This is a genomic window from Marinobacter sp. (genome assembly GCF_052094685.1).
Lineage (GTDB): Bacteria > Pseudomonadota > Gammaproteobacteria > Pseudomonadales > Oleiphilaceae > Marinobacter.
In genome coordinates, this window is sequence record NZ_JBQDKB010000011.1 from 1 (window position 1) to 23,786 (window position 23,786).

The following is a 23,786-nucleotide window of genomic DNA, read 5'->3' on the forward strand; positions in this document are numbered from 1 at the left end:
GGGTGGGTCAATTTTATTGGCCAAAGGTGGGTCAAAATAAATGGCCATTGACACCTATCGGGTCGTTTACCCGTAAATCAACCTTTTTCTGGGCCGCAGTAGGCGCAACTGTGGGCCTGGCTAATCTGTGGCAGTTTCCTTACTTAGCAAGCCTACACGGCGGTGGGCTGTTTATTCTGTTGTATCTCGGTTGTTTATTGCTGGTCACATTGCCTTTAATGGTCACTGAAGCCGCTGTTGGCCGCTATGCCCGCCATGGCATCGTGCTGGCGATGGACGGTTTGATTCGCAGTGCAAAGCGCTCAAGAGCTTGGATGGCTGTGGGCCGGCTCAGCATACTGGGTGCTTTTCTAGTGCTTTCGTTTACCGCTGTTTTCGGGGCCATTGCGTTGGCCTATGTGTTCTTTGGTGCGATGGGGCAGTTTTCCGGGGCGGGTGAGGCGGAAGCTACCGGCGTTCTTGGGGGGTTGGTTTCTGATCCCAGAGAGGTTCGCGAGTTCATGGGCTGGCACGCCTTTTTTCTGGCCATGGTGTTGTGGGTATCTGGCCAAGGAGTGGTTGGTGGTCTTGAGCGCGCATTTCGGATTGTCGTGCCCGGCACGTTGGTGCTCTTGGTTGCATTATTCGGGCTTGCCGCGTGGTACGGAAAGATTAACGGAGCCGTCAGCCAGATTCTTCAGATGCATCCCCAGGATCTTTCATGGGCCAGTTTGAGCGCTGCACTGTTTCATGCATTTTTTACACTGGGCCTGGGTATGGGCGTTTGGGCTATTCTGGGTGCTTACACCACACCGGACACGCAGTTTAAACGATCCATTCTCGCGGTTGTGCTGATGGATACGCTGGTCGCAATTTTGGCCGGGCTGATGATATTTTCCGTAGCAACGGAAACCAGTGTGTTTGACGGCCTGCGTGGGTTCGGCCTGCTGTTTGTTTCACTCCCGCTTACCCTTGCTGAGTTTCCTGCAAGCCAGTTCGTTATCGCGACCGTATTTGTCATGGTGGTCATGATTGTATGGGCAACCGCACTGGCGTTGCTGGAGCCGGTTGTTGGATGGTTTCGTGAGTGGACAGGAGCGCCCCGGGGGCTCTCTGTATTTCTGGTGGGCATGGCGGTATGGATCGCGGGTTTGGCGTCATTATTTTCATTCAACCTGTGGGCTGAATATCGGGTAGGTGGCGCGACGGCTTTTCGTTGGCTTGAGCTGGTAACCGGAGGGTTGATGATTCCTTTGGTGGCGATTCTAATAGCGCTTTTTACCGGTTGGTGCCTAACCCGCAACCTTGCAAGAACTATGGTTGGTGCAGCACCCAAGCTCTTTGGGAAAATCTGGTTCTGGGTTATGCGCTTGGTGTTGCCTCTGGTTGTCGCGTATATCGGCATTCACTACACAGCAGCTTCATTGGTGAGTTTGTGCGACAGCGGTAGTGATGCATTTTGGTGCGAGCCTTCGCCGGGAATCGATTTTCGGGATGAGCGTAAAATCTCGCCTGAGGTGGAGGTTGAGGGCTCAAGAGAGTTGCTCCCGGCAAATAAACTACCTGCAAGCGACCGTGTTGAGCGGCAATCGCTCCCCGAAAATACCCCTAAAGAAGACGATATCCTTTATCATAGTGTCTGATTGCATCCATGTGAGCACGTCAGAGCTCTGCAATTGGTCTTAACGCGTGTTTGTAAGTAGGACAGCCAGTTCCAATGCCCCATCAGATTGATAAAACAGCCCTGGTTATGCACTCTGCCGAGCGTATGTTTCACTTGGTTAACGATATTGCCCGTTATCCCGAGTTTCTTCCTTGGTGTGCGGGTGCCGAGATTCATCAGCAGGATCCGGAGCAGATTATGGCTTCGCTAGAGATTGCTAAGGGTGGGGTGCGCCACAAACTCACCACCCGCAACCAGTTGCTGATGCCAGAAGCCATTGAAATGAACCTGGTGGATGGGCCATTTCGCAATCTTACGGGGCGTTGGCATTTCAAGGCGCTGAGTGAAAATGCCTGTAAAGTCATCTTAACGCTGGATTTTGAGTTTTCAGGCACTTTGTCGCGTATGACCTTTGGGCCTGTGTTTAATCAAGCTGCCACAACTATGGTGGATGCATTCTGTCGTAGAGCTGATGATATTTACACAGGAGGTGCCTGATGCCGCAGGTTGAGGTGGCTTATGCCCGGCCAGACAAGCAGGAAATCATTTCTGTGCGGGTGCCGAAAGGCACAACGGCGGTTGAAGCGGTCAAATTATCAGGCATTGCTGCGATTTTCCCCGAGATCGATGCTGAGTCCATTGATATGGGGATATTTGGCAAAGCTATTAAAAGGCCAGCGGATCACGAATTGCGTGATGGCGATAGAGTAGAGTTGTATCGCCCGCTTCAAATTGACCCGAAGCAGGCGCGCCTGAACCGGGCCAAAAAGAAATCCGGGGATTAGTAGGCGGGGGTTTCTTCCAGAAGCTGCGCTTCGTAATGAGAGTAACGGTTGTCGTTGTAGTGCACGATGATTCGTTGTTCCTCAATGTCGCCACCGCGGCGCTGGAACGTATAAACGTAGTATTCCCGAGAATCATCAACTGGGTTCAGCATTAAAGGGCTACCGAGCAGTGCCTGAACCTGGCTGCGAGGCATTCCTTCGTTGAGTTTAGACAGCTCTTCATCGGTTACAATATTGCCTTGCTGGACGTTGATCTTGTAAACGCCTGGGAAAGCACAACCGGATAGAACCAGAGTGAGAATGAGAGCTGTGAGCTTTTGCATCGCCGGAGGAAATCCTCTATCTTGAAATCGCCTGCCAAGGGCAGGTGTGGCACGGGTTAACCGTTAAAAGGCGGCTTCATCATACCGGAAGCCGTGAGGCACACCAAAGAGTGAATCGTAACATGTCATCTGAAAACGCCGAATTACGAAAAGTCGGTCTCAAAGTAACTCTGCCAAGAGTGAAAATCTTCAATATCTTGGAAAACGCCAAGGATCACCACCTCAGCGCCGAGGACGTGTACAAGCGGCTCCTTGACCAAGGTGATGATGTGGGGCTGGCCACCGTGTACCGGGTGCTCACCCAGTTTGAGACGGCGGGGCTGGTGCTTCGTCATAACTTTGAAGGTGGTCATGCTGTATTCGAGATGGCGGGTGAAGATCACCATGATCACATGGTTTGTACTCAAACAGGCCAGGTGATTGAGTTTGTTGATGAAGTTATCGAGGAGCGTCAGCAGAAAATCGCAAAAGAGCACGGCTATGAAATTGTCGAGCACAGCCTGATTCTTTACGTTAAACCCATCAAATAGTAAGCGGGCAGTATTAGATAGCGGAACAGAAAAAGGGGGCAGGCTGTGAAGCCTGCCCCAACAGCTCTCAGGGTCGAGAGGGGGAAGTGGTAATTGTCATCAAATCAATGATGTGTTGCCTGTCCTTTGGAAAACATTTCTGTAGCGTGGGCGATGGTGTGTTCGGTCATGTCTACGCCGCCCAGCATTCTTGCAACTTCACTGATCCTTGCTTCGTCGTCCAGAGATTCGATTTTTGAGAAAGTCGCGTCCTGCTGGGTAAATTTGCTGACAAACAGGTGTTGGTGACACTGGGCCGCAACCTGTGGCAAGTGGGTTACGCAGATAACCTGGCCATTGTCTCCCAGCGAGCGCAGCAGCTTGCCAACCACCTCGGCGGTGCCGCCGCCAATGCCCACATCAACTTCGTCGAAGATCAACGTGGGCGTTGTGGATGTTTGTGCAACAACTACCTGGATTGCCAGGCTGATGCGTGAAAGTTCGCCACCGGAGGCAACTTTGGCAAGAGGTCTTGCAGGCTGCCCGGGGTTGGCGCTCACCAAAAATTCGACTTCTTCCAGCCCGTGCGGCGCAGGCTCGCTTTGGCCGCTGCGGTTCAGGTGGGTAACAAACTGAACCGACGGCATGCTTAGTTGCGCCAGTTCGCCGGCAATACGCTGGTCCAGATCCCCTGCTGCTTTGGCTCGAACTTCGGAAAGTTTTCCGGCCAGCTCGTCAAAACCTTTACGCTGGTTTGCCAGCTCTTCTTCCAGCTTCTCAAGGCTGCCTTCGCCGCCATTCAGCTCTGCCAGTTCGGCATTTTGCCGCTTATGAAACTCCGGCAGTTCTTCCGGGCCAATACGATGTTTGCGTGCCATCTGGTAAATGGCGCTGAGCCGCTCTTCAACTTCTGACAGTCGTGCTGGATCTGCCTCATAGTCATCCACAAAATGACGAAGGTTATCACCAGCTTCGCTGATCTGGATCTCGGCTTCCTTCAGCATCTGGAGGGTGTCGGCCAGTGCCGGTACTTCAGTCGGCAGTTGCTCGAGCTGCTGTAGTGCTTGGCGCACCAGGTTCGCTGCATTGGTTTCGTCCTCGGTGCACAGCAGCGCTGCGTGATGGCTGCTATGAAGGATGGCGTCGGCCTGGCTCAGTTGTGCCTGTTCTTTTTCAAGCTGCTCTTGTTCGCCGGCTTCAAGCGCTAGGCGGTCAAGTTCTTCTACCTGGTAGCGCAGTAGTTGCAGTCTGGCTTCAGACTCTTCGGCGTTCTGCTGGCGCTCAATCAGCTTTGTGCGGATTTGGTTCCAGGCTTTCCAGGCTTCGCGGGTCTGGCTGGCGAGTTCTTCGGCACCGGCAAATTCATCGATCAGCTTGCGGTGGGTTTCTTTGCGCAGAAGCGACTGGTGTTGATGTTGGCTGTGAATGTCCATTAGCAGCCCGCCGAGATCTTTCAGGTGGGCAAGCGGGCAGGGCTGGCCATTAATGTATGCCCGTGAGCGCCCGTCTTTGCTGATTACTCTGCGCAGGATGCAGTCGCTGTCGTCATCCAATTCGTGGCTTTCCAGCCATTGCAACGCTTCCGCGATACCGGAAACATCAAACGTAGCAGTAATGTCCGCACGTTTTGCGCCGTGGCGCACGGCCCCTGCATCGGCGCGACCGCCCATCGCTAGCCCCAGAGCGTCCAGTACAATGGATTTGCCCGCGCCAGTTTCACCCGTGAGCGCTGTCATGCCTTTATTGAATTGCAGTTCTACCCGTTCGGCAATTGCATAGTTGGAAACTGTGAGCTGTGTGAGCATGCAGATAACCTCCGCCTTCCAAAATGTACTGTTCGTTCATACAGTCACTGTGAATATATACAGGGTTTTTCCGGTTTGCAAACGCCTGGGTGTGATTTTCTTCAGGAATGCAGGCTTTGATGGTTGAAACCTGAGACGCTAACCCCATATCGGTTCGCAATAACGTTCTTCCGGCACTGCGTGGCCGGAGCCTATGTTCAATTGGTCGCGATTTAGCCGACCACCGAAGATCTGGCAGGAGTAGTCATGAGCACCGACGAAAACCGCAATGAGCAGGTAGATGAGTTGAAAGAGGCCGCTGAGGCGTCCGCTGAAGAAGTGCAAGCGGGCGAGCAGGAGGTTGAGCAAGATGAGGTTTCTGAAGTAGATGCGTTAAATGCGCAACTTCAGGATTCCCAGGAGCAAATGCTGCGTATGCAGGCAGAGATGCAGAATGTGCGTCGCCGGGCAGAGATGGATGTTGAGAAAGCGCACAAATTTGCGCTGGAAAAGTTCGTCAAAGAATTGCTGCCGGTAGCTGACAGTCTTGAGAAGGCGGTTGAGAGCACCGAGGGCCAAGAGAAGGCTGGAGAGCTGGTAGCTTCTATTCGCGAGGGCGTGGATATGACGCTCAACCTGTTTGTGTCGAGCCTTAAAAAGTTCAATGTTGAGCCGTTGAACCCGGTGGGTGAGCCGTTCGATCCCCAGCAGCATGAAGCCATGTCTATGGTGCCCGCCCCAAATGCAGAGCCGAACAGCGTGGTTGCAGTGGTGCAGAAAGGCTACCTGCTGAATGGGCGTGTGGTACGGCCAGCAATGGTCATGGTCGCGAAGGCTGAAGGTGCATCAAAAATTGATGAGAAGGCTTGAAAAAACGCCGAAAGCGCCAATATAGCTATTAAACAGAATCATCCGGACTAAACATCTCCGGACAACTATTAAGAACAGTATTCAGAAGAACTGGAGCGAATCAATGAGCAAGATTATCGGTATTGACCTTGGAACAACCAACTCGTGTGTCGCCATCATGGATGGTGACAAGGTTCGGGTTATTGAGAACGCAGAGGGTGATCGCACTACCCCATCGATCATCGCCTACACCGAAGATAATGAGATTTTGGTTGGCCAGTCAGCTAAACGCCAGGCGGTTACCAACCCTGAGAACACTATTTACGCCATCAAGCGTTTGATCGGCCGTCGTTTCAAAGATGATGTTGTTCAGAAAGACATCAAAATGGTGCCCTATAAAATTTCGGGTGCGGATAACGGTGATGCTTGGGTAGAAGTGAAAGGCGAAAAAATGGCGCCGCCGCAGGTTTCTGCGGAAATTCTGAAAAAGATGAAGAAGACTGCAGAAGATTACCTGGGTGAGAAAGTGACTGAAGCGGTTATCACCGTTCCTGCTTACTTCAATGACAGCCAGCGCCAGGCCACTAAGGATGCGGGCAGAATTGCCGGTCTTGAAGTGAAGCGTATTATTAACGAGCCGACTGCGGCAGCTCTGGCCTACGGTCTAGACAAAAAAGGCGGCGATCGCACCGTAGCGGTATACGACCTGGGTGGCGGTACTTTCGATCTTTCCATCATCGAAATTGCGGATGTGGACGGCGAGCACCAGTTTGAAGTGTTGGCGACCAATGGCGATACCTTCCTTGGCGGCGAAGACTTCGATATGAAAATCATCGAATTCCTGGCTGACCAGTTCAAGAAGGACAGTGGGATTGATCTGCGCGGCGACTCTCTGGCCATGCAGCGTCTGAAAGAAGCGGGTGAAAAAGCCAAGATTGAGCTTTCCAGCAGCCAGCAGACCGACGTTAACTTGCCGTACATCACTGCAGATGCCAGTGGTCCCAAGCACATGAACGTAAAGCTGACCCGAGCCAAGCTCGAGTCGCTGGTTGAAGATCTTGTTCAGCGCAGCCTGGAGCCTTGTAAGGTTGCCCTGAAGGATTCAGGCATGAAAGTTGGCGAAATCGACGAAGTTATCCTGGTCGGTGGTCAAACTCGTATGCCGCTGGTTCAGGAAAAAGTTAAAGATTTCTTTGGCAAAGACGCCCGTAAGGACGTGAACCCTGATGAAGCTGTTGCTATGGGCGCTGCGATTCAGGCGGCCGTACTTTCTGGTGATGTGAAAGACGTACTGCTGTTGGACGTGACTCCGCTGACCCTGGGTATTGAAACCATGGGTGGTGTTGCCACACCGGTAATCGATAAGAACACCACGATTCCGACCAAAAAGTCGCAGACCTTCTCGACAGCAGAAGATAACCAGACAGCGGTGACCATTCATGTTGTTCAGGGTGAGCGCAAGCAAGCGACTCAGAACAAGTCCCTTGGGCGTTTTGATCTGGCGGACATTCCACCGGCATCACGCGGTGTGCCGCAAATCGAAGTAACCTTCGATATCGATGCCAACGGTATTCTGAACGTGTCTGCAAAAGACAAGGCTACCGGCAAAGAGCAGTCCATCGTGATCAAGGCTTCTTCTGGCCTGAACGACGATGAAATCGAAAAGATGGTGCAGGACGCTGAAGCGAACGCTGAAGAAGATCGCAAGTTCGAAGAGTTGGTTCAGGTTCGTAACCAGGGTGATGCGATGGTTCACGCCGTACGCAAAACTTTGACAGAAGCTGCTGACAAGGTCAGCGAAAGCGAGAAAGAGTCTATCGAGGCGTCTATCAAGGAGCTCGAAGAAGCACTTTCGGGTTCTGATAAGGACGACATTGAAGCCAAAACTCAGAAGCTGACTGAAGCTTCTTCAGAATTGGCTCAGAAGATGTACGCAGAAGAAGAGGGCCAGGCAGAGCAAGCTGGTGGGCAGGAAGAAGCCCAGTCTGCTGATGATGCAGTGGATGCCGAGTTCGAAGAAGTTAAAGACGACGAAAAGAAGTAATTCTGACGTACATCAGGTAGTTGGAAAACGCGGAGCTGCTCCGCGTTTTCCTCGTTTAAAAAACAGGGTTTTAAAGCATGGCCAAGCGCGATTATTACGACATTCTCGGGGTTTCACGGGACGCGGACGACAAAGAAGTTAAGCGGGCGTACCGAAAGCTCGCAATGAAATACCACCCCGACCGTAACCCAGAAGATACCGACGCCGAGAACAAGTTCAAAGAGGCCAGCGAAGCCTATGAAATATTGGCTGACCAGTCTAAGCGAGCGGCTTATGATCAGTTCGGCCATGCCGGAGTAGATGGCCAAGCCGGTGGTGGATTTGGAGGTGGTGGCAATGGCAACTTCTCCGATATCTTTGGCGACGTATTTGGCGATATTTTTGGTGGTGGTGGCGGTCGCGGTGGCCGCAACACCCGAGGTTCAGATCTGCGCTACACCCTGGAGCTGGATCTAGAAGAAGCCGTAAAGGGAAAAACCGTTGAGATTAACATTCCCGGGCACCGGGAATGTGATACTTGTGACGGTAGCGGTGCTGAAAAAGGTTCCCGCCCTGAAACCTGCGGCACTTGTAAAGGTATGGGCCAGGTGCGTATGCAGCAGGGCTTCTTTGCCGTGCAGCAGGCTTGTCCCACGTGCCGTGGATCTGGCCAGATTATCAAAAACCCGTGTAGGTCTTGCCAGGGGCAGGGCAGGATTCGGGAAGAAAAAACCCTTTCCGTTAAAGTGCCACCCGGTGTGGATACGGGCGACCGTATTCGGCTCTCGGGCGAAGGCGAGATGGGTATAGATGGCGGCCCCTCCGGCGATCTGTACGTGCAGATGTCTGTGCGTGAGCACTCCATTTTCACCCGTGATGGCCGCAACCTTTATTGCGAAGTGCCTATAAGCATTGTTGATGCCACTCTTGGCGGCGAGCTGGAAGTGCCAACACTGGACGGCCGCGTAAAGCTGAGAATTCCGGCAGAAACCCAGACTGGGAAGCTCTTCCGGCTACGCAGCAAGGGTGTTAGCCCGGTTCGCGGAGGCCCTTCCGGAGATCTCTTGTGCCGCGTCATTGTGGAGACCCCTGTTAGGCTGAACAAGCGCCAGAAAGAATTGCTTCAGGAATTTCAGGCCACCCTCGATAACAACAAGGGTACAAATCACGCGCCGAAGAAAACGTCCTGGTTTGAGGGTGTTAAAAGCTTTTTCGACGAAATGAAATTCTGAACCGTTTCATATAAGGAATAGGCCATGAGGGTAGCAATCATCGGCGCCGCCGGGCGCATGGGTAAAGTGCTGATCGAAGCGGTTGACGGCACCGAAGGGTTGGAGCTGGGTGCTGCTGTGGTCGAGCCGCGCAGCAGTCTTATCGGAGCGGATGCTGGAGAAATGAGCAGTATTGGCAAAACCGGCATAAAGATGGCTGGTACCCTGGCTGATGTAAAAGACGATTTCGATGTGCTCGTCGACTTTACCTTCCCGGATTTAACCCTGGAAAACGCAGAATTCTGCAAAGCTAATGGCAAAATGCTGGTTATCGGTACCACTGGCCTGTCCGACGCCGAAAAGCAGCAGCTAGCCTTGGCAGCAGAATCTACCCAAGTGGTGTTTGCCCCTAATATGAGTGTGGGCGTGAACGTGGTGCTCAATCTACTGCGCACAGCGGCAGCGGCGCTGGGTGATGATTACGACGTTGAAATCATCGAAGCCCACCACCGCCACAAAAAAGACGCTCCTTCCGGCACCGCCCTGCGCATGGGTGAAGAGGTTGCCAGCGCACTTGGGCGCGACCTCAAAGAGTGTGCAGTCTATGGCCGTGAAGGCTTCACCGGCGAGCGCTCGCGCAAAGAAATCGGTTTCGAAACCATCCGCGCCGGTGATGTAGTGGGCGACCATACAGTGCTGTTCGCCAACGAAGGCGAGCGTATCGAGATAACTCACAAAGCAAGTAGCCGCATGACCTTCGCCAAAGGCGCCATGCGCGCCGCGCTGTGGCTGAAAGATAAGCCTGCGGGCTTGTACGATATGCAGGATGTTCTTTCGCTCAAGTAACACCGGGTGATGATTTTGCATGGACACAAAACCGCATATTTTATACAATAAGGCGGTTTAACTGCACCAAGCGTAGGCTTTGAAAAGCCCAAGGGACAAAAAAGTCCCCGGATAACAAAAAGCGGGACGGGGTTTTTACTCCCTCTCGCTTTTTTGCGACCTGAATTTGCGCTTGCGTTCCTGCATGTGACGAACCAAAACGCCACCCGATGAGGATACAAGCCTTGAGCACACCCGCAATCCTTGCACTCGCAGACGGAAGCCTGTTCTACGGCACCGCCATTGGCGCTGACGGCGAAACCAGTGGTGAAGTGGTGTTTAACACCGCTATGACCGGCTACCAAGAAATACTGACAGATCCGTCCTACGCCCGCCAGCTCGTTACTTTAACCTACCCGCATATCGGCAACACCGGTGTGAATGAGGAAGATGTTGAGTCAGATCGCGTTCAGGCCGCCGGCCTGATTATCCGCGATCTACCTTTGATGGCTAGTAACTGGCGCAGCACTGGGTCGTTGGACGAGTACCTGCGAAGCAACAATATTGTCGGAATTGCCGATATCGATACCCGACGCCTCACGCGCATTCTTCGAGACAAGGGTTCCCAGAGCGGCGCGATTGTGGCAGGCGCTAACGTCACGGCAGAGCAGGCATTGGAATTGGCTAAGGCATTCCCGGGGCTCCAGGGCATGGATTTGGCCAAAGAGGTCACCTGCGACAAAATCTATAATTGGACTCAAGCTGAGTGGGTACTTGGCGAAGGCTACGCTGAGGGCGGCGAAGCAAAATTCAAGGTTGTTGCATGGGATTATGGCGTTAAATTCAACATTCTGCGCATGCTTGCATCCCGTGGCTGCGACATTACCGTTGTGCCCGCGCAAACGCCGGCTGCAGACGTACTGGCAATGAATCCAGATGGCATATTTCTGTCCAATGGTCCGGGCGATCCAGCGCCCTGCGATTACGCGGTTAAAGCTATTCAGGAAGTGCTGGAAACGGAGATTCCTGTGTTTGGCATCTGCTTGGGGCACCAGTTTCTGGCGCTTGCCAGTGGCGCGAAAAGCATAAAGATGAAGCACGGTCATCACGGTGCCAATCACCCGGTTCAGCGCCTGGCTAATGGCACGGTTATGATTACCAGCCAGAACCATGGTTTTGCGGTGGATGAAGCATCTTTGCCGGATGTGCTGGAAGTTACCCACAAATCGTTGTTCGACGGCACGCTGCAAGGTGTTCGCCGCACTGATAAACCGGCATATAGCTTTCAGGGACACCCCGAAGCGAGCCCGGGCCCATGCGACGTGGCGCCTTTATTTGATGAGTTTATCCACCTCATGGAAACTCGGGCGAAATAACGCCGTCTCTCAGACAGACACGCGCCGCGTTCATTGCGCTGCAAGAATTTAAATGTTGCTGACAGGTTAACCAAGACATGCCAAAACGGACCGATATTAAAAGCATCCTGATTCTGGGCGCTGGCCCAATTGTGATCGGGCAGGCGTGCGAATTTGACTACTCCGGCGCTCAAGCCTGTAAAGCTCTGCGTGAGGAAGGTTACCGGGTCATTCTGGTTAACTCGAACCCGGCCACCATCATGACCGACCCGGTGATGGCGGATGCCACGTATATCGAGCCGATTACCTGGCAAACTGTTGCTAAGATTATTGAGAAAGAAAAGCCCGATGCACTGCTGCCGACCATGGGTGGGCAGACTGCCTTGAACTGCGCGCTGGATCTGGAAAAGCACGGCGTTCTGGTTGAGCACGGGGTGGAAATGATCGGCGCCAATGCCGATACCATCGACAAAGCGGAAGACCGTCGTCGCTTTGACCAGGCGATGAAAGATATTGGGCTTGAATGCCCTCGCGCCTCCATTGCAAACAGTATGGATGAGGCTAGGAAGGTTGCGGAAGATATCGGCTTTCCGTGCATTATTCGCCCTTCATTTACCATGGGCGGTTCCGGTGGTGGTATTGCATACAACCGGGAAGAATTTGAAGAAATCTGTACTCGCGGTCTTGATCTTTCCCCCACCAACGAGCTGCTTATCGATGAGTCGCTGATTGGCTGGAAAGAGTATGAAATGGAAGTGGTCCGCGACAAGGCGGACAACTGCATCATTGTGTGTGCCATCGAGAACTTTGACGCCATGGGCGTACACACTGGCGATTCCATTACTGTCGCGCCGGCTCAGACATTGACAGATAAAGAATATCAGATCATGCGGGATGCCTCGTTGGCTGTGCTGCGTGAAATAGGTGTGGAAACCGGCGGCTCCAACGTACAGTTCGGTATCCACCCGGATACCGGCCGTATGGTCGTTATCGAGATGAACCCAAGGGTGTCTCGCTCATCTGCACTGGCTTCAAAAGCAACCGGTTTCCCGATTGCTAAAGTTGCCGCAAAGCTGGCCGTAGGCTACACCCTTGATGAGTTGCGTAACGAGATCACCGGTGGCGTAACGCCAGTCTCGTTCGAGCCCAGCATCGATTATGTGGTTACCAAGATCCCCCGGTTTACCTTTGAGAAGTTCCCCCAGGCCGACGCCCGCCTGACGACCCAAATGAAGTCTGTGGGCGAAGTGATGGCTATTGGCCGAACTTTCCAAGAGTCGCTACAGAAGGCCCTTCGCGGCTTGGAAGTGGGGTCTGATGGCTTTGATGAGCAGTTAGAAGAGTTTACTTCCGAGAGTTCCCGCGAAACGCTTACCCGCGAGCTCAGCGTTCCCGGTGCCGAGCGTATCTGGTACATCGGTGATGCCTTTCGGGCCGGTCTAAGTTTGGAGGAGGTGTTCGAGTTCACCAAGGTGGATCCTTGGTATCTGGTGCAGATCGAAGATCTTATCCGTGAAGAGCAAGCTTTGAAGTCTGCCGGTAAAGCCGATATTGATCATGCCACCATGTTTCGCCTTAAGCGCAAGGGCTTCTCCGATGCCCGCTTGGCCAAGCTCCTGGGCCTTACCGAGGTAAGCCTGCGTAAGCTGCGGCACGAGCAGAATATTCGCCCGGTTTACAAGCGGGTCGATACCTGTGCGGCCGAGTTTGCCTCGGATACTGCCTATATGTATTCAACCTATGAGGAAGAGTGCGAAGCAGAGCCAAGTGATCGTGAGAAGATCGTGGTTATCGGTGGCGGCCCTAACCGGATTGGTCAAGGTATCGAGTTTGATTATTGCTGTGTACACGCAGCACTGGCCATGCGCGAAGATGGCTACGAAACCATCATGATCAACTGCAACCCAGAGACGGTGTCTACCGATTACGATACCTCCGACCGTTTGTATTTTGAGCCGATTACGCTTGAAGACGTGTTAGAGATTATCAGCGTTGAGAAACCAAAAGGTGTGATTGTTCAGTATGGCGGCCAGACCCCGCTGAAACTGGCCCGTGGCCTGGAAGCAGCTGGTGTACCGATAATTGGCACCAGCCCTGATGCTATTGACCGTGCAGAAGACCGCGAACGTTTTCAGCAGATGATTCAGCGTCTGGGTCTCAAGCAACCTGAAAATGCCACTGTGCGTAGCCACGAAGAGGGCATTCTGGCTGCCCGCGAAATCGGTTACCCGCTGGTGGTTCGCCCCTCCTATGTGTTGGGCGGCCGTGCCATGGAGATTGTTTTTGGCGAGGACGAGCTGGCGCGCTACATGCGCAGTGCCGTGCTGGTTTCCAACGACAGCCCGGTATTGCTGGATCACTTCCTCAACGCAGCCATTGAGGTGGATATTGATGCTATCTGCGACGGCAAAGACGTTGTCATCGGCGGCATCATGCAGCACATTGAGCAAGCCGGTATTCATTCTGGAGACTCTGCGTGCTCCTTGCCACCATACACTCTGCCAGTCGAAGTTCAGGACGCCATGCGCGAGGCCGTGAAGAAAATGGCCATCGAGCTAGAAGTTGTGGGCCTGATGAACGTGCAGCTGGCTTGGCAGGATGATGAAATTTATGTGATTGAGGTTAACCCTCGAGCCTCGAGAACTGTGCCGTTTGTATCTAAAGCCATTGGTGTATCTTTGGCTAAAGTGGCAGCAAGGGTAATGGCGGGCACCTCTCTGGCAGAACAGGGCTTTACCAAAGAAATTATACCTAGCTACTATGCGGTAAAAGAGTCTGTTTTCCCGTTCAATAAATTTCCGTCAGTTGACCCGATTCTGGGGCCGGAAATGAAGTCTACGGGTGAGGTTATGGGTCTTGGTGACAGTTTCGATGAAGCCTTCGCCAAGGCATCGTTGGCCATTGGAGAGCGCCTTCCTTCCGAAGGTACAGCATTTATGTCTGTTCGCGATGTCGACAAGCCCGGTGCTATCACGGTTGCTCGGGATCTGATTGAGGCTGGATTTAAGCTCGTTGCTACTGCGGGTACCGCGAAGGCCCTCCGTCAAGCAGGTATAGAAGTAGAACGAGTGAATAAAGTGGGTGAGGGGCGGCCACATATTGTAGACGCCATTAAAAACGGCCAGGTTCAGCTCATTATTAACACCACCGAGGGTCGCAAGGCAGTGTTGGATTCGGCGCAAATTCGCCAGTCAGCTCTGCAGACCAAAGTGGCTTACACAACAACATTGGCGGGTGGCGAAGCCTTCTGTCGGGCCATCAAGTTTGGCCCCGAGCGCACAGTACGCCGCCTGCAAGACCTTCACGCAGGAAAGTGAAATTATGAGTGAAAGAGTACCTATGACATCCGCAGGCGAGGCCTGTCTTCGTGAGGAGCTCCAGAAGCTTAAATCCGAAGATCGCCCTCGTGTTATTGCCGCGATTTCAGACGCCCGGGAGCACGGTGACCTGAAAGAAAACGCCGAATATCATGCTGCTCGGGAGCAGCAAAGTTTTATTGAAGGCCGAATTCAGGAAATTGAAGGCAAGCTTTCGGCTGTTCAGGTGATTGATGTCACCACCATGGAAAATACCGGCAGGGTCATCTTTGGCACCACCGTTCATTTGATGAATATGGATACTGATGAGCAGGTGATCTACAAGATCGTTGGGGAAGATGAGGCAGATATTAAGTTAGGCAAGTTGTCTATCTCTTCGCCCATCGCCCGCGCATTGGTGGGGAAAGTTGAAGACGATGTTGTTGCTATCCGTGTGCCCTCTGGCACCGTAGAGTACGAAATCGAAAAGGTGGAATACATCTGATTCGTGCGGCGCTGGCTGGGCCAGCGTAAGGCAAACAAAAAAACCGGCTGCGCTAACGCAGCCGGTTTTTTTGTTTTAGGTCTTTTCTGTTTCAGGTGCGCTCGTTTGGCTTAGAAATTCCGCGAGCGTCAGTTTTTGTGGCGCAGCAAATTGGACAGTTTGGGGTTGGGCTTTTTGGCTCGGCGCATAATGACGGCAATCTTGCCAATCGTCTGCACTACTTCGGCACCACTAGACTCGCACAGGGCGTTGATCGCTTCCTGGCGTGCTTCCCGGTCCTGGCTCGCTACTTTAATCTTAATGAGCTCGTGGTCGGTTAGAGCTCGCTCCAGCTCCCCCTGAAGATTTTCGGTCAGACCCTTGTCACCCACAATGATGACGGGTTTCAGGTTGTGAGCGATGGCCCGGTATTCCCGGCGCTGTTCCCGTGAAAGGCTCATGATGTAATCTCTTTATCGGTGCAATTAACAAAAGGTCAGCGGCATATTCGCTGGCAACGTCGTATAATTGGCGGATTGTAGCAGACAACCTTGTATACAGATCACCTTGCAGGCGTTGTAATTTCCGAGATGAAGCCCACATATAAGTAACATGGGGATTTATTCGGCGTTTAGAAGCGTTTTCGGGTAGATCTGCAGCTACGTTTTTCTGTGGCCGTTACGGATGGGCCGTTTCTGGTGGATAGGCGTACAATTGGTGTAAGGTGTCGGTAAAGAGTGGTTCCCTCGCGGGTGCGCTTTTCAATTCACAGGTGATGATCCTTGAACGATATGGCAAAAAATCTGGTTCTCTGGCTGATAATAGCCGCAGTACTGTTGATGGTGTTTCAGAATTTTTCTCCCACCACCAGCGGGCAGCAAGTCAATTATTCTCAATTCGTTGAAATGGTTCAGCAGGGCCAAGTCAACAAAGTCACCATTGATGGTCTGGAAATCCAGGGCACTCGTGGCGATGGTTCGCAGTTCGAGACGATCCGCCCCCAGGTGTCGGATAACAAGCTGATGGACGATCTGCTGGCGAACAAGGTGGAGGTGATCGGCAAAGAGCCCGAACGCCAGAGCCTATGGACGCAGTTGTTGGTCGCGGCTTTCCCAATTCTGATCATTATCGCGTTGTTCGTATTCTTTATGCGCCAGATGCAAGGCGGCGGTGGCGGCAAAGGCCCCATGTCGTTTGGCAAGAGTAAAGCGAAGCTGATGAGTGAAGATCAGATCAAAACTACGTTTGCTGATGTGGCTGGCGTAGATGAGGCCAAAGAGGACGTTAAGGAATTGGTGGATTTCCTCCGGGATCCCAGCAAATTTCAGCGTCTTGGTGGCAGCATCCCCAAGGGTGTTTTGATGGTGGGGCAGCCAGGTACCGGTAAAACACTGCTGGCGAAGGCCATCGCTGGTGAGGCGAAGGTTCCGTTCTTCTCCATTTCCGGCTCCGATTTTGTGGAAATGTTCGTGGGTGTTGGTGCGTCTCGTGTGCGTGACATGTTCGAGCAAGCCAAGAAGCAGAGCCCCTGCATTATCTTCATCGATGAAATCGATGCGGTCGGTCGCCATCGCGGTGCTGGCATGGGTGGTGGTCACGATGAGCGTGAGCAAACCTTGAACGCGCTGCTGGTTGAAATGGATGGCTTTGAAGGAAATGAAGGCGTTATCGTTATTGCTGCGACCAACCGCCCAGACGTTCTGGATCCGGCGCTGTTGCGCCCCGGCCGTTTTGACCGCCAGGTTGTGGTTGGGCTGCCCGATATTATCGGCCGTGAGCAGATTCTCAAGGTGCACATGAAGAAGGTGCCCCTGGATGAAAATGTTGAGCCCGCATTTATCGCGCGCGGCACGCCAGGGTTCTCTGGCGCCGATCTTGCGAACCTGGTTAATGAGGCAGCGCTGTTTGCGGCACGTCGAAATATGCGTCTTGTTTCCATGGAAGAGTTTGAGCTCGCGAAAGACAAGATCATGATGGGCTCCGAGCGCAAGTCCATGGTGATGAGTGAGAAGGAAAAGCGGAATACGGCTTATCACGAGTCTGGTCACGCCATCGTTGGTCGCCTTGTGCCAGAGCATGATCCTGTCTATAAAGTGAGCATTATTCCTCGCGGTCGTGCTCTGGGCGTGACTATGTTCTTGCCCGAGGAAGACAAGTACAGCCACAGCAAGCGTTTTCTGATCAGCTCTATTTGCAGCCTGTTCGGTGGTCGTATTGCCGAGGAGCTGACGTTGGGCTTTGACGGCGTTACTACCGGTGCCTCGAATGATATCGAGCGTGCGACCAGCCTGGCTCGTAATATGGTTACTCGGTGGGGCTTGTCTGAGAAGCTTGGGCCGCTGCAGTACGATACAGACAGTGAGGAGCCGTTCCTTGGACGCTCCGCTGGTCAGGCTCAGACAGTCTACTCGCCTGAAACTGCACAGCGTATTGATGAGGAAGTTCGCAATATTATTGATACCTGTTATGAGACAGCTACGCAGATTCTGGTTGATAACCGGGATAAGCTGGACGTTATGGCTGATGCATTGATGAAGTACGAAACCATAGACCGTCATCAGATTGATGACATCATGGAAAACCGTACGCCACGCCCGCCGAAAGGTTGGGACGATCGCGGACCTACCGGCGGTGTTAAGGCAGATGATCCGGAACAGTCTTCTAATGAGGCCAAGCCCTCTGATGAAGGTCGCCGGCCTGATGTCGGTCGGCCTGCCGGGGAGCATTAAGCCTCTCAGCTTCCGATAACTGAGTTGACTTACGCCGCCCTGATTACGGGCGGCGTTTGTTTTTATCAGGCGCTGTTTTGCAGGTTTTGGTATGTCAGCCTAGGAAAGTTTGTTATGGAAATGGAGTTTGCCGGGCGAGTATTGGATATGTCCCTCTGTCATGTGATGGGGGTTCTTAACGTAACGCCGGACTCGTTCTCTGATGGCGGTCGATTCAATCATCAGGGAGCGGCAATCTTAAGAGCGCGCCAGATGGTGGCCGATGGTGCCGCATTTATTGATGTGGGTGGAGAGTCTACCCGGCCAGGCGCCGCCAGGGTTTCGGTTCAGGAAGAGTTGGATCGGGTTTGCCCCGTGGTAGAGGCAATTGCGCGGGAGTTGGATGTGATTGTTTCCGTGGATACCAGTACCCCTGAAGTGATGTCCCAGGCGGCCGAGCTAGGTGCGGGGCTGGTTAACGATGTGCGGGCGTTGTGCCGAGACGGTGCGCTGGAAGCAGTGGCTAGTGCGAACGTGCCTGTGTGTATTATGCATATTCAAGGGGAGCCGGATACCATGCAGAACCAGCCGGAATACCAGAATGTGCTGCGTGAGGTTGGGGCGTTTTTAACTCAGCGAGTTCGTGCTGCTGCCCAAGCTGGCATTAATACACGAAATATCATTCTGGACCCGGGTTTCGGGTTCGGAAAAAACCTTGAGCATAATCTGCGGTTGCTCGCCTCACTGGAGCAGTTGCAGGCGTTGGGTCACCCTCTGTTGGTGGGTATGTCCAGGAAATCCATGCTTGGGCATATCACTGGCCGGGATGTAGATGAAAGGTTGCCGGCGAGCCTTGCGGCCGCGACAATATCGGCAATGATGGGTGCTAGCATTATCCGCGCGCACGATGTCAGGGAAACCGTAGATGCCGTCAGGGTTGCGATGGCCGTAAAGGAGGCAGTTTGATGGCCGGAAGGAAATATTTTGGCACGGATGGAATTCGCGGCAGGGTGGGTGAGTCCCCGATAACGCCGGAATTTATGTTGCGTTTAGGCTGGGCCGCTGGGCAGGCCTTTAAAAGGGCTGGGCAGCGGAACAGCGTGCTAATCGGTAAGGATACCCGGTTATCGGGTTATATGTTTGAGTCAGCTCTGGAGGCTGGGCTGTCCGCAGCAGGTGTGGATGTGAAGCTGCTGGGGCCCATGCCAACTCCCGCTATTGCCTACCTGACCCGCACTTTCCGCGCCTCCGCAGGTATCGTTATCAGTGCGTCCCATAATCCGCACCATGACAACGGCATCAAGTTCTTCTCAGCCGACGGCACCAAGCTTGACGATTTGCTGGAAGCAGAGATTGAGCGTTGGCTAGATAAGCCTATTGAAGTGTGTGGTCCCGGCGAGCTGGGTAAAGCGTCGCGGGTAGAGGATGCTCCTGGGCGCTATGTCGAGTTTTGCAAAAGCACGGTGCCAAATGAGTTTACTCTGGATCATATGAAGATTGTTCTGGATTGTGCTCACGGGGCGACTTACCACGTTGCCCCGAAAGTGTTTCGTGAGTTGGGTGCGAAGGTTACGGTTATTGGTGCGGAGCCTGACGGGCTCAACATCAATCTGAATGTTGGTTCCACCCATCTGGGCGCGTTGAAGCAGACCGTTATCGACACGAATGCTGATCTTGGCATTGCCTTTGACGGCGATGGAGATCGAGTGCTGATGGTTGATCGTGATGGCTCCGAAGTAGATGGTGATGAACTGCTCTATGTGATGGCTTCCCAGCGGTTTGCCGAAGGTCGCCTCAAAGGCGGAGTGGTCGGGACGTTGATGACCAATTTGGGGGTTGAGCTGGCGTTGACCGAGATGGGCGTTTCATTCGAGCGTGCCAATGTTGGTGATCGCTACGTAATGGAGCGGCTGATTGCTAATAACTGGGTGCTTGGCGGCGAAGGTTCCGGGCATATGGTCATCCGCGACTGCACTAGCACGGGGGATGGCATTGTCTCCGCGCTTCAGGTGTTGTTGTCGATTGGCAAGTCTGGTAAAACGCTCGCCGAGTTACGGCAGGGTATGAGCAAGCTGCCCCAGACGATGATTAACGTGAAGGTTGCAAAGCGTTTTGATCCGTTCAGTCGCGACGATATTGTTGCTGCGGTCCAGAGGGCTGAGTCAGAGCTTGGCAGCACAGGCAGGATTTTGCTGCGAGCATCCGGAACAGAGCCGCTGATTCGCGTAATGGCAGAAGGCAAAAATGCCGACAATATTCGTCGTGTAGCGGAAGAGTTGGCTGGCATCGTGGAAAATTCAACACCCTGATTTTGTTGGTTTCAGGCGGTTGTCTGTTATGAGGGACTGCTGTATAGTGCGCCCTCCCTTACATTCGGGAACTGATATGCGTCGTAAGATAGTAGCCGGAAACTGGAAGATGAACGGGTCGAAAGACCTCTCAGAAAAGCTGGTAGGCTATATCCGGTCTGAGGCAGGCTCTCTTGATAGTGGCGTGGAGGTTGTTGTTATTCCTCCCGCAATATACATCGGGGATGTGTTGAGGCAGGCTCAAGACACAGTGGCCGTTGGCGTGCAGAATGTAGGGCAGTGGCAGTCGGGTGCTTATACCGGGGAAGTTTCCTCGGAAATGGCTAAAGATGTAGGTTGTCGCTATGCGCTCGTAGGTCACTCTGAACGGCGTCAGCTTTTCGGAGAAACCGATGAGTTGGTTGCTGAAAAGGTTTCGCGTGTTGTTTCCGGAGGTTTAACGGCCATTGTGTGTGTTGGCGAAACACTGGAAGAGCGAGAGTCTGCGCAAGCTGAAATAGTGGTTGCCAGTCAAGTGCGTACAGGCTTGTCGACGGTAGTGCAGGGCGAATGGAAGAATGTCGTGGTAGCCTATGAGCCGGTTTGGGCAATAGGTACCGGTAAAACGGCAACGTCGGATGACGCTCAAGCTATGCACGCAGTCATACGGCATGTATTGAAAGATATGGGCGCCCCGGCCGAAGAGATTTCACTGCTTTACGGCGGCAGTGTAAAAGCAGATAATGCAGCGGCGCTTTTTGCTCAGCCCGATATAGACGGCGGTCTCATTGGCGGAGCATCGTTGGTCGCAAAAGATTTTGTTAGTATTTGCCGGGATTTTCCGGCGAATACCTAAAGTTAAAGGTTCGCGAGACTCGATATGGATTGGATGGAAACACTGGTAGTCGTTGTGCACGTCGTTATTGCGGTGGCGCTGGTGGGTCTTGTGCTGATCCAGCAGGGCAAAGGTGCAGATGCAGGCGCGGCCTTCGGTGGCGGTGGCGCATCTCAAACTGTGTTCGGTAGTCAGGGTAGTGGCAGTTTTCTGACCCGTGTAACGGCCATGCTCGCAATTATATTTTTCGTGACAAGTTTTTCGTTGGCAGTGTTTGCCAAGCAGCGCGCAGAAGTCTCAGGTGAGGCAGGTATTCCGACTGTTCAGGAATCCCGTCAGGCTCCTGCGGATAATGGTGATGCTGCGAAAAGCGAAACCGAGAGCGGGGAGACTGATCTTCCCGAGCTCGAGTGAGAGTGTTGCCCAAGTGGTGGAACTGGTAGACACGCTATCTTGAGGGGGTAGTGGCGAAAGCTGTGCCGGTTCGAGTCCGGCCTTGGGCACCAATTTAGAAAAAACGGCTTGGACTAGGCTTGAACTATCCAGGCCGTTTTTTTGAGCAGTCCTTGACCAGTTCGCTCGGCGTCTCTATACTCCGGCGGATATTGGAGTCCGGCACTGTTTCGTTGTCGGGTTTCTGACAGGCCAGGTGTCTGTCAGCAGGGAGCGGGATACCGGTATGCTTCCTGCGAGTTCTTGCAACAAAAGGCCCCGGTTTTCGGGGCTTTTTGATTAAGGGGCCTGGCGCAACGGGCCCTGGTGCGTAAAAAGGGCTGATTAACAGCCCTTTTTTTGTTTTTGAACCCGGTACATTTTATAACGGTTATAACAGTCATAACGGAGAGTGCCGAACTTGTCAGGCAAGCTTAAACAACTGGAAGACATTCTTCAGCCTGTAGTGGAAGGGTTGGGTTACGAGTTCTGGGGCATCGAGTACCGCTCCAGAGGCTATCAATCACTTCTGCGGGTTTTTATAGACGATGTCGAAAACGGCGTTGGTGTTGACGACTGCGAGAAAGTCAGCCGTCAGATCAGTGGCGTGATGGATGTGGAAGATCCCATCAAGACAGAATACACGCTTGAGGTTTCGTCTCCGGGAATGGATCGCCCTCTATTCCGGCCTGAGCAATACCAGGCATTTGTAGGGCATCAGGTACAAATTCGCTTGCGCATGGCGTTTGATGGTCGGCGCAAGTTTCAGGGGCTTATAAAGGCTGTGGAAGGCGAGGATGTTGTCGTGATTGTTGACGATCACGAGTATCTGCTGCCGTTTGACAGCATCGAAAGAGCCAACATTATTCCGGTATTCGAGTGAGCTATTTGAATAATTCAGTAGATGCACAGTTTATTTTCAGGGCAGGGCAATCCAATGAGTAAAGAGATCTTGCTGGTGGTTGAAGCCGTCTCGAACGAGAAAGGTGTCGAGAAGGACGTGATTTTCGAGGCGATCGAGTTGGCACTCGCCACAGCTGCCAAAAAGCGTTATGACGATGAAGAGTCGGATGTGCGTGTGTCAATTGACCGCCGTACCGGCGAGTACGAAACCTTCCGCCGTTGGCTGGTCGTAGATAACGACGCTGTACCTGCACTGGGTACTGAGCTCACGCTTCAAGAAGCCGAAGAAATCGACACAGAGCTGAAGCCTGGCGACACCTACGAAGAGAAGGCGGAGTCAGTTGCGTTCGGTCGTATCGGAGCCCAGGCCGCCAAACAGATCATCTTCCAGAAGGTGCGCGAGGCTGAGCGTAGCAAAATTGTTGATAGCTATCGTGATCGCGTTGGTGAGTTGGTTTCGGGTACCGTTAAAAAGGTTACTCGCGATAACGTCATTGTTGATCTTGGCGCTAACGCAGAGGCGCTGCTGCCTAGAGAGCAACTGATCCCGCGCGAGACATTTCGCATGGGTGACCGGGTTCGTTCGTTGCTGCTGGAGATCCGTACGGATCACCGTGGCCCACAGCTGATTCTTAGCCGCTCTGCATCGCAGATGCTGGTTGAGTTGTTTCGCATTGAAGTGCCTGAAATTGCTGAAGAGCTGATTGAGATCCGTGGCGCAGCCCGAGATCCAGGTTCTCGCGCCAAGATTGCGGTAAAGACCAACGACCGCCGTATTGATCCCGTCGGTGCCTGTGTGGGCATGCGTGGCTCCCGTGTTCAGGCTGTTTCTAACGAGCTCGGCGGTGAGCGTGTAGATATTGTGCTGTGGGACGATAACCCTGCACAACTAGTCATTAACGCCATGGCCCCGGCTGAAGTGGCTTCCATTGTGATGGACGAAGATCGTCACACCATGGAAGTAGCTGTTGCCGAAGATAATCTGGCCCAGGCCATCGGGCGTAACGGACAGAACGTTCGCCTGGCTACTGAGCTTACAGGCTGGACTCTGAACGTAATGACCGAAGAAGAAGCCGGTGAGCGTCAAGAGCAAGAGCACAACACGCTGGTTGAGCATTTTACTGCGCACCTGGATGTGGATGAAGAGTTCGCTGCTGTGCTGATCGAAGAAGGCTTTACTTCTATCGAAGAAGTCGCCTACGTACCCATGGAAGAAATGCTGGCGATTGATGGTTTTGATGAAGACACCGTTTCAGAACTTCGCCGCCGTGCCAAAGACGCTTTGTTGAATCAGGCCCTGGCGAGCGAAGAAGCCCTCGATGGCGCCGAGCCGGCAGAAGATCTTCTGGGCATGGATGGCATGGATCGCGGTCTGGCGTTCAAGCTCGCCGGCATGGGTGTGCGTACGATGGAAGATTTGGCTGAGCAGTCGGTTGACGACTTGCTCGATATCGAAGGTATGGATGAAGAGCGTGCAGGACAACTTATTATGGCTGCACGCGCCCCTTGGTTTGAAGACCAGGCTTAACTCGGG

General features: G+C 53.2%; 21 protein-coding genes and 1 tRNA gene. 19 read left to right on the forward strand and 3 right to left on the reverse strand.

What is annotated here, in order from left to right; all coding sequences use genetic code 11:
• The first annotated feature begins 2 nt into the window (after nucleotides 1–2).
• From ACTH3S_RS03885 to ACTH3S_RS03895, 3 genes are all read left to right on the forward strand, one after another.
• Entirely contained in the window at nucleotides 3–1,622 is a 1,620-nt protein-coding gene (locus ACTH3S_RS03885; RefSeq protein ID WP_441807711.1) for a sodium-dependent transporter, read from the forward strand.
• A gap of 74 nt (nucleotides 1,623–1,696) precedes the next feature.
• The gene (locus tag ACTH3S_RS03890; protein ID WP_441807712.1) at nucleotides 1,697–2,140 is read left to right on the forward strand and encodes a type II toxin-antitoxin system RatA family toxin; all 444 of its coding nucleotides are present in this window, start codon (nucleotides 1,697–1,699) and stop codon (nucleotides 2,138–2,140) included.
• Nucleotides 2,140–2,427 (forward strand): RnfH family protein, encoded by a 288-nt coding sequence (locus ACTH3S_RS03895; RefSeq protein ID WP_441807713.1) that lies wholly within the window; start codon nucleotides 2,140–2,142, stop codon nucleotides 2,425–2,427. Before ACTH3S_RS03890 ends, ACTH3S_RS03895 begins: the two co-directional genes overlap by 1 nt.
• On the opposite strand, the gene ACTH3S_RS03900 is transcribed toward ACTH3S_RS03895, so the two are convergent.
• Nucleotides 2,424–2,750: an outer membrane protein assembly factor BamE gene (locus ACTH3S_RS03900; RefSeq protein WP_441807714.1), complete on the reverse strand. Its 327-nt coding sequence runs from the start codon at nucleotides 2,748–2,750 to the stop codon at nucleotides 2,424–2,426. The two genes, ACTH3S_RS03895 and ACTH3S_RS03900, sit on opposite strands and share 4 nt — an antisense overlap.
• 122 nt (nucleotides 2,751–2,872) lie before the next feature.
• Between ACTH3S_RS03900 and fur the strand changes: the two genes are divergently transcribed.
• Complete coding sequence (gene fur / locus ACTH3S_RS03905) at nucleotides 2,873–3,280, forward strand: ferric iron uptake transcriptional regulator (RefSeq protein ID WP_441807715.1); 408 nt, start codon at nucleotides 2,873–2,875, stop codon at nucleotides 3,278–3,280.
• Nucleotides 3,281–3,384: 104 nt separating this feature from the next.
• On the opposite strand, the gene recN is transcribed toward fur, so the two are convergent.
• Nucleotides 3,385–5,064, reverse strand: coding sequence for a DNA repair protein RecN (recN, locus tag ACTH3S_RS03910; RefSeq protein WP_441807716.1), 1,680 nt, complete (start codon nucleotides 5,062–5,064; stop codon nucleotides 3,385–3,387).
• A gap of 246 nt (nucleotides 5,065–5,310) precedes the next feature.
• Between recN and grpE the strand changes: the two genes are divergently transcribed.
• The 7 genes from grpE (at nucleotide 5,311) to greA (ending at nucleotide 15,107) form a co-directional block, all read left to right on the forward strand.
• A complete protein-coding gene (grpE, locus tag ACTH3S_RS03915) occupies nucleotides 5,311–5,913 on the forward strand; it encodes a nucleotide exchange factor GrpE (RefSeq protein WP_441807717.1) in 603 nt (200 codons plus the stop codon).
• A 103-nt stretch (nucleotides 5,914–6,016) separates the two neighbouring features.
• Nucleotides 6,017–7,936, forward strand: a complete 1,920-nt coding sequence (gene dnaK / locus ACTH3S_RS03920; RefSeq protein ID WP_441807718.1) for a molecular chaperone DnaK — start codon at nucleotides 6,017–6,019, stop codon at nucleotides 7,934–7,936.
• Between the two features lie 77 nt (nucleotides 7,937–8,013).
• Entirely contained in the window at nucleotides 8,014–9,147 is a 1,134-nt protein-coding gene (gene dnaJ / locus ACTH3S_RS03925) for a molecular chaperone DnaJ (RefSeq protein ID WP_441807719.1), read from the forward strand.
• A gap of 24 nt (nucleotides 9,148–9,171) precedes the next feature.
• The gene (gene dapB / locus ACTH3S_RS03930; protein WP_441807720.1) at nucleotides 9,172–9,972 is read left to right on the forward strand and encodes a 4-hydroxy-tetrahydrodipicolinate reductase; all 801 of its coding nucleotides are present in this window, start codon (nucleotides 9,172–9,174) and stop codon (nucleotides 9,970–9,972) included.
• A 224-nt stretch (nucleotides 9,973–10,196) separates the two neighbouring features.
• The gene (gene carA, locus ACTH3S_RS03935) at nucleotides 10,197–11,327 is read left to right on the forward strand and encodes a glutamine-hydrolyzing carbamoyl-phosphate synthase small subunit (protein ID WP_441807721.1); all 1,131 of its coding nucleotides are present in this window, start codon (nucleotides 10,197–10,199) and stop codon (nucleotides 11,325–11,327) included.
• Between the two features lie 77 nt (nucleotides 11,328–11,404).
• Entirely contained in the window at nucleotides 11,405–14,623 is a 3,219-nt protein-coding gene (gene carB / locus ACTH3S_RS03940; RefSeq protein ID WP_441807722.1) for a carbamoyl-phosphate synthase large subunit, read from the forward strand.
• Between the two features lie 4 nt (nucleotides 14,624–14,627).
• The gene (gene greA / locus ACTH3S_RS03945; protein WP_441807723.1) at nucleotides 14,628–15,107 is read left to right on the forward strand and encodes a transcription elongation factor GreA; all 480 of its coding nucleotides are present in this window, start codon (nucleotides 14,628–14,630) and stop codon (nucleotides 15,105–15,107) included.
• A gap of 128 nt (nucleotides 15,108–15,235) precedes the next feature.
• On the opposite strand, the gene yhbY is transcribed toward greA, so the two are convergent.
• Nucleotides 15,236–15,547 (reverse strand): ribosome assembly RNA-binding protein YhbY, encoded by a 312-nt coding sequence (gene yhbY, locus ACTH3S_RS03950; RefSeq protein ID WP_441807724.1) that lies wholly within the window; start codon nucleotides 15,545–15,547, stop codon nucleotides 15,236–15,238.
• Between the two features lie 321 nt (nucleotides 15,548–15,868).
• Here yhbY and ftsH point away from each other — a divergent pair, with 321 nt between their 5' ends.
• From ftsH to nusA, 8 genes are all read left to right on the forward strand, one after another.
• Nucleotides 15,869–17,815: an ATP-dependent zinc metalloprotease FtsH gene (ftsH, locus tag ACTH3S_RS03955; protein ID WP_441807725.1), complete on the forward strand. Its 1,947-nt coding sequence runs from the start codon at nucleotides 15,869–15,871 to the stop codon at nucleotides 17,813–17,815.
• A 114-nt stretch (nucleotides 17,816–17,929) separates the two neighbouring features.
• The gene (gene folP / locus ACTH3S_RS03960; RefSeq protein WP_441807726.1) at nucleotides 17,930–18,760 is read left to right on the forward strand and encodes a dihydropteroate synthase; all 831 of its coding nucleotides are present in this window, start codon (nucleotides 17,930–17,932) and stop codon (nucleotides 18,758–18,760) included.
• Entirely contained in the window at nucleotides 18,760–20,103 is a 1,344-nt protein-coding gene (gene glmM, locus ACTH3S_RS03965) for a phosphoglucosamine mutase (RefSeq protein WP_441807727.1), read from the forward strand. The genes folP and glmM overlap by 1 nt, the downstream gene beginning before the upstream one ends.
• A gap of 76 nt (nucleotides 20,104–20,179) precedes the next feature.
• Complete coding sequence (gene tpiA / locus ACTH3S_RS03970) at nucleotides 20,180–20,938, forward strand: triose-phosphate isomerase (RefSeq protein WP_441807728.1); 759 nt, start codon at nucleotides 20,180–20,182, stop codon at nucleotides 20,936–20,938.
• Nucleotides 20,939–20,962: 24 nt separating this feature from the next.
• Nucleotides 20,963–21,331, forward strand: a complete 369-nt coding sequence (gene secG / locus ACTH3S_RS03975) for a preprotein translocase subunit SecG (protein ID WP_441807729.1) — start codon at nucleotides 20,963–20,965, stop codon at nucleotides 21,329–21,331.
• A gap of 7 nt (nucleotides 21,332–21,338) precedes the next feature.
• Nucleotides 21,339–21,423: transfer RNA gene (locus ACTH3S_RS03980), tRNA-Leu, on the forward strand.
• 347 nt (nucleotides 21,424–21,770) lie between these two features.
• Nucleotides 21,771–22,232, forward strand: coding sequence for a ribosome maturation factor RimP (gene rimP / locus ACTH3S_RS03985; protein ID WP_441807730.1), 462 nt, complete (start codon nucleotides 21,771–21,773; stop codon nucleotides 22,230–22,232).
• Between the two features lie 54 nt (nucleotides 22,233–22,286).
• Nucleotides 22,287–23,780 carry a transcription termination factor NusA gene (gene nusA, locus ACTH3S_RS03990; protein ID WP_441807731.1) on the forward strand — a complete coding sequence of 498 codons (1,494 nt, stop codon included), beginning with the start codon at nucleotides 22,287–22,289 and terminating at the stop codon, nucleotides 23,778–23,780.
• The last annotated feature ends 6 nt before the right edge of the window (nucleotides 23,781–23,786 follow it).

What these genes read in the sequence shown, in the direction of transcription:
- folP (WP_441807726.1), top strand. Translation starts at nt 17,930, where the DNA reads ATGGAAATGGAGTTTGCCGGGCGAGTATTGGATATGTCCCTCTGTCAT.
- secG (WP_441807729.1), top strand. Translation starts at nt 20,963, where the DNA reads ATGGATTGGATGGAAACACTGGTAGTCGTTGTGCACGTCGTTATTGCG.
- grpE (WP_441807717.1), top strand. Translation starts at nt 5,311, where the DNA reads ATGAGCACCGACGAAAACCGCAATGAGCAGGTAGATGAGTTGAAAGAG.
- ACTH3S_RS03900 (WP_441807714.1), bottom strand. Translation starts at nt 2,750, where the DNA reads ATGCAAAAGCTCACAGCTCTCATTCTCACTCTGGTTCTATCCGGTTGT.
- dapB (WP_441807720.1), top strand. Translation starts at nt 9,172, where the DNA reads ATGAGGGTAGCAATCATCGGCGCCGCCGGGCGCATGGGTAAAGTGCTG.
- dnaK (WP_441807718.1), top strand. Translation starts at nt 6,017, where the DNA reads ATGAGCAAGATTATCGGTATTGACCTTGGAACAACCAACTCGTGTGTC.
- ACTH3S_RS03895 (WP_441807713.1), top strand. Translation starts at nt 2,140, where the DNA reads ATGCCGCAGGTTGAGGTGGCTTATGCCCGGCCAGACAAGCAGGAAATC.
- yhbY (WP_441807724.1), bottom strand. Translation starts at nt 15,547, where the DNA reads ATGAGCCTTTCACGGGAACAGCGCCGGGAATACCGGGCCATCGCTCAC.
- recN (WP_441807716.1), bottom strand. Translation starts at nt 5,064, where the DNA reads ATGCTCACACAGCTCACAGTTTCCAACTATGCAATTGCCGAACGGGTA.
- fur (WP_441807715.1), top strand. Translation starts at nt 2,873, where the DNA reads ATGTCATCTGAAAACGCCGAATTACGAAAAGTCGGTCTCAAAGTAACT.
- ACTH3S_RS03890 (WP_441807712.1), top strand. Translation starts at nt 1,697, where the DNA reads ATGCCCCATCAGATTGATAAAACAGCCCTGGTTATGCACTCTGCCGAG.
- nusA (WP_441807731.1), top strand. Translation starts at nt 22,287, where the DNA reads ATGAGTAAAGAGATCTTGCTGGTGGTTGAAGCCGTCTCGAACGAGAAA.
- dnaJ (WP_441807719.1), top strand. Translation starts at nt 8,014, where the DNA reads ATGGCCAAGCGCGATTATTACGACATTCTCGGGGTTTCACGGGACGCG.
- tpiA (WP_441807728.1), top strand. Translation starts at nt 20,180, where the DNA reads ATGCGTCGTAAGATAGTAGCCGGAAACTGGAAGATGAACGGGTCGAAA.
- greA (WP_441807723.1), top strand. Translation starts at nt 14,628, where the DNA reads ATGAGTGAAAGAGTACCTATGACATCCGCAGGCGAGGCCTGTCTTCGT.
- glmM (WP_441807727.1), top strand. Translation starts at nt 18,760, where the DNA reads ATGGCCGGAAGGAAATATTTTGGCACGGATGGAATTCGCGGCAGGGTG.
- carB (WP_441807722.1), top strand. Translation starts at nt 11,405, where the DNA reads ATGCCAAAACGGACCGATATTAAAAGCATCCTGATTCTGGGCGCTGGC.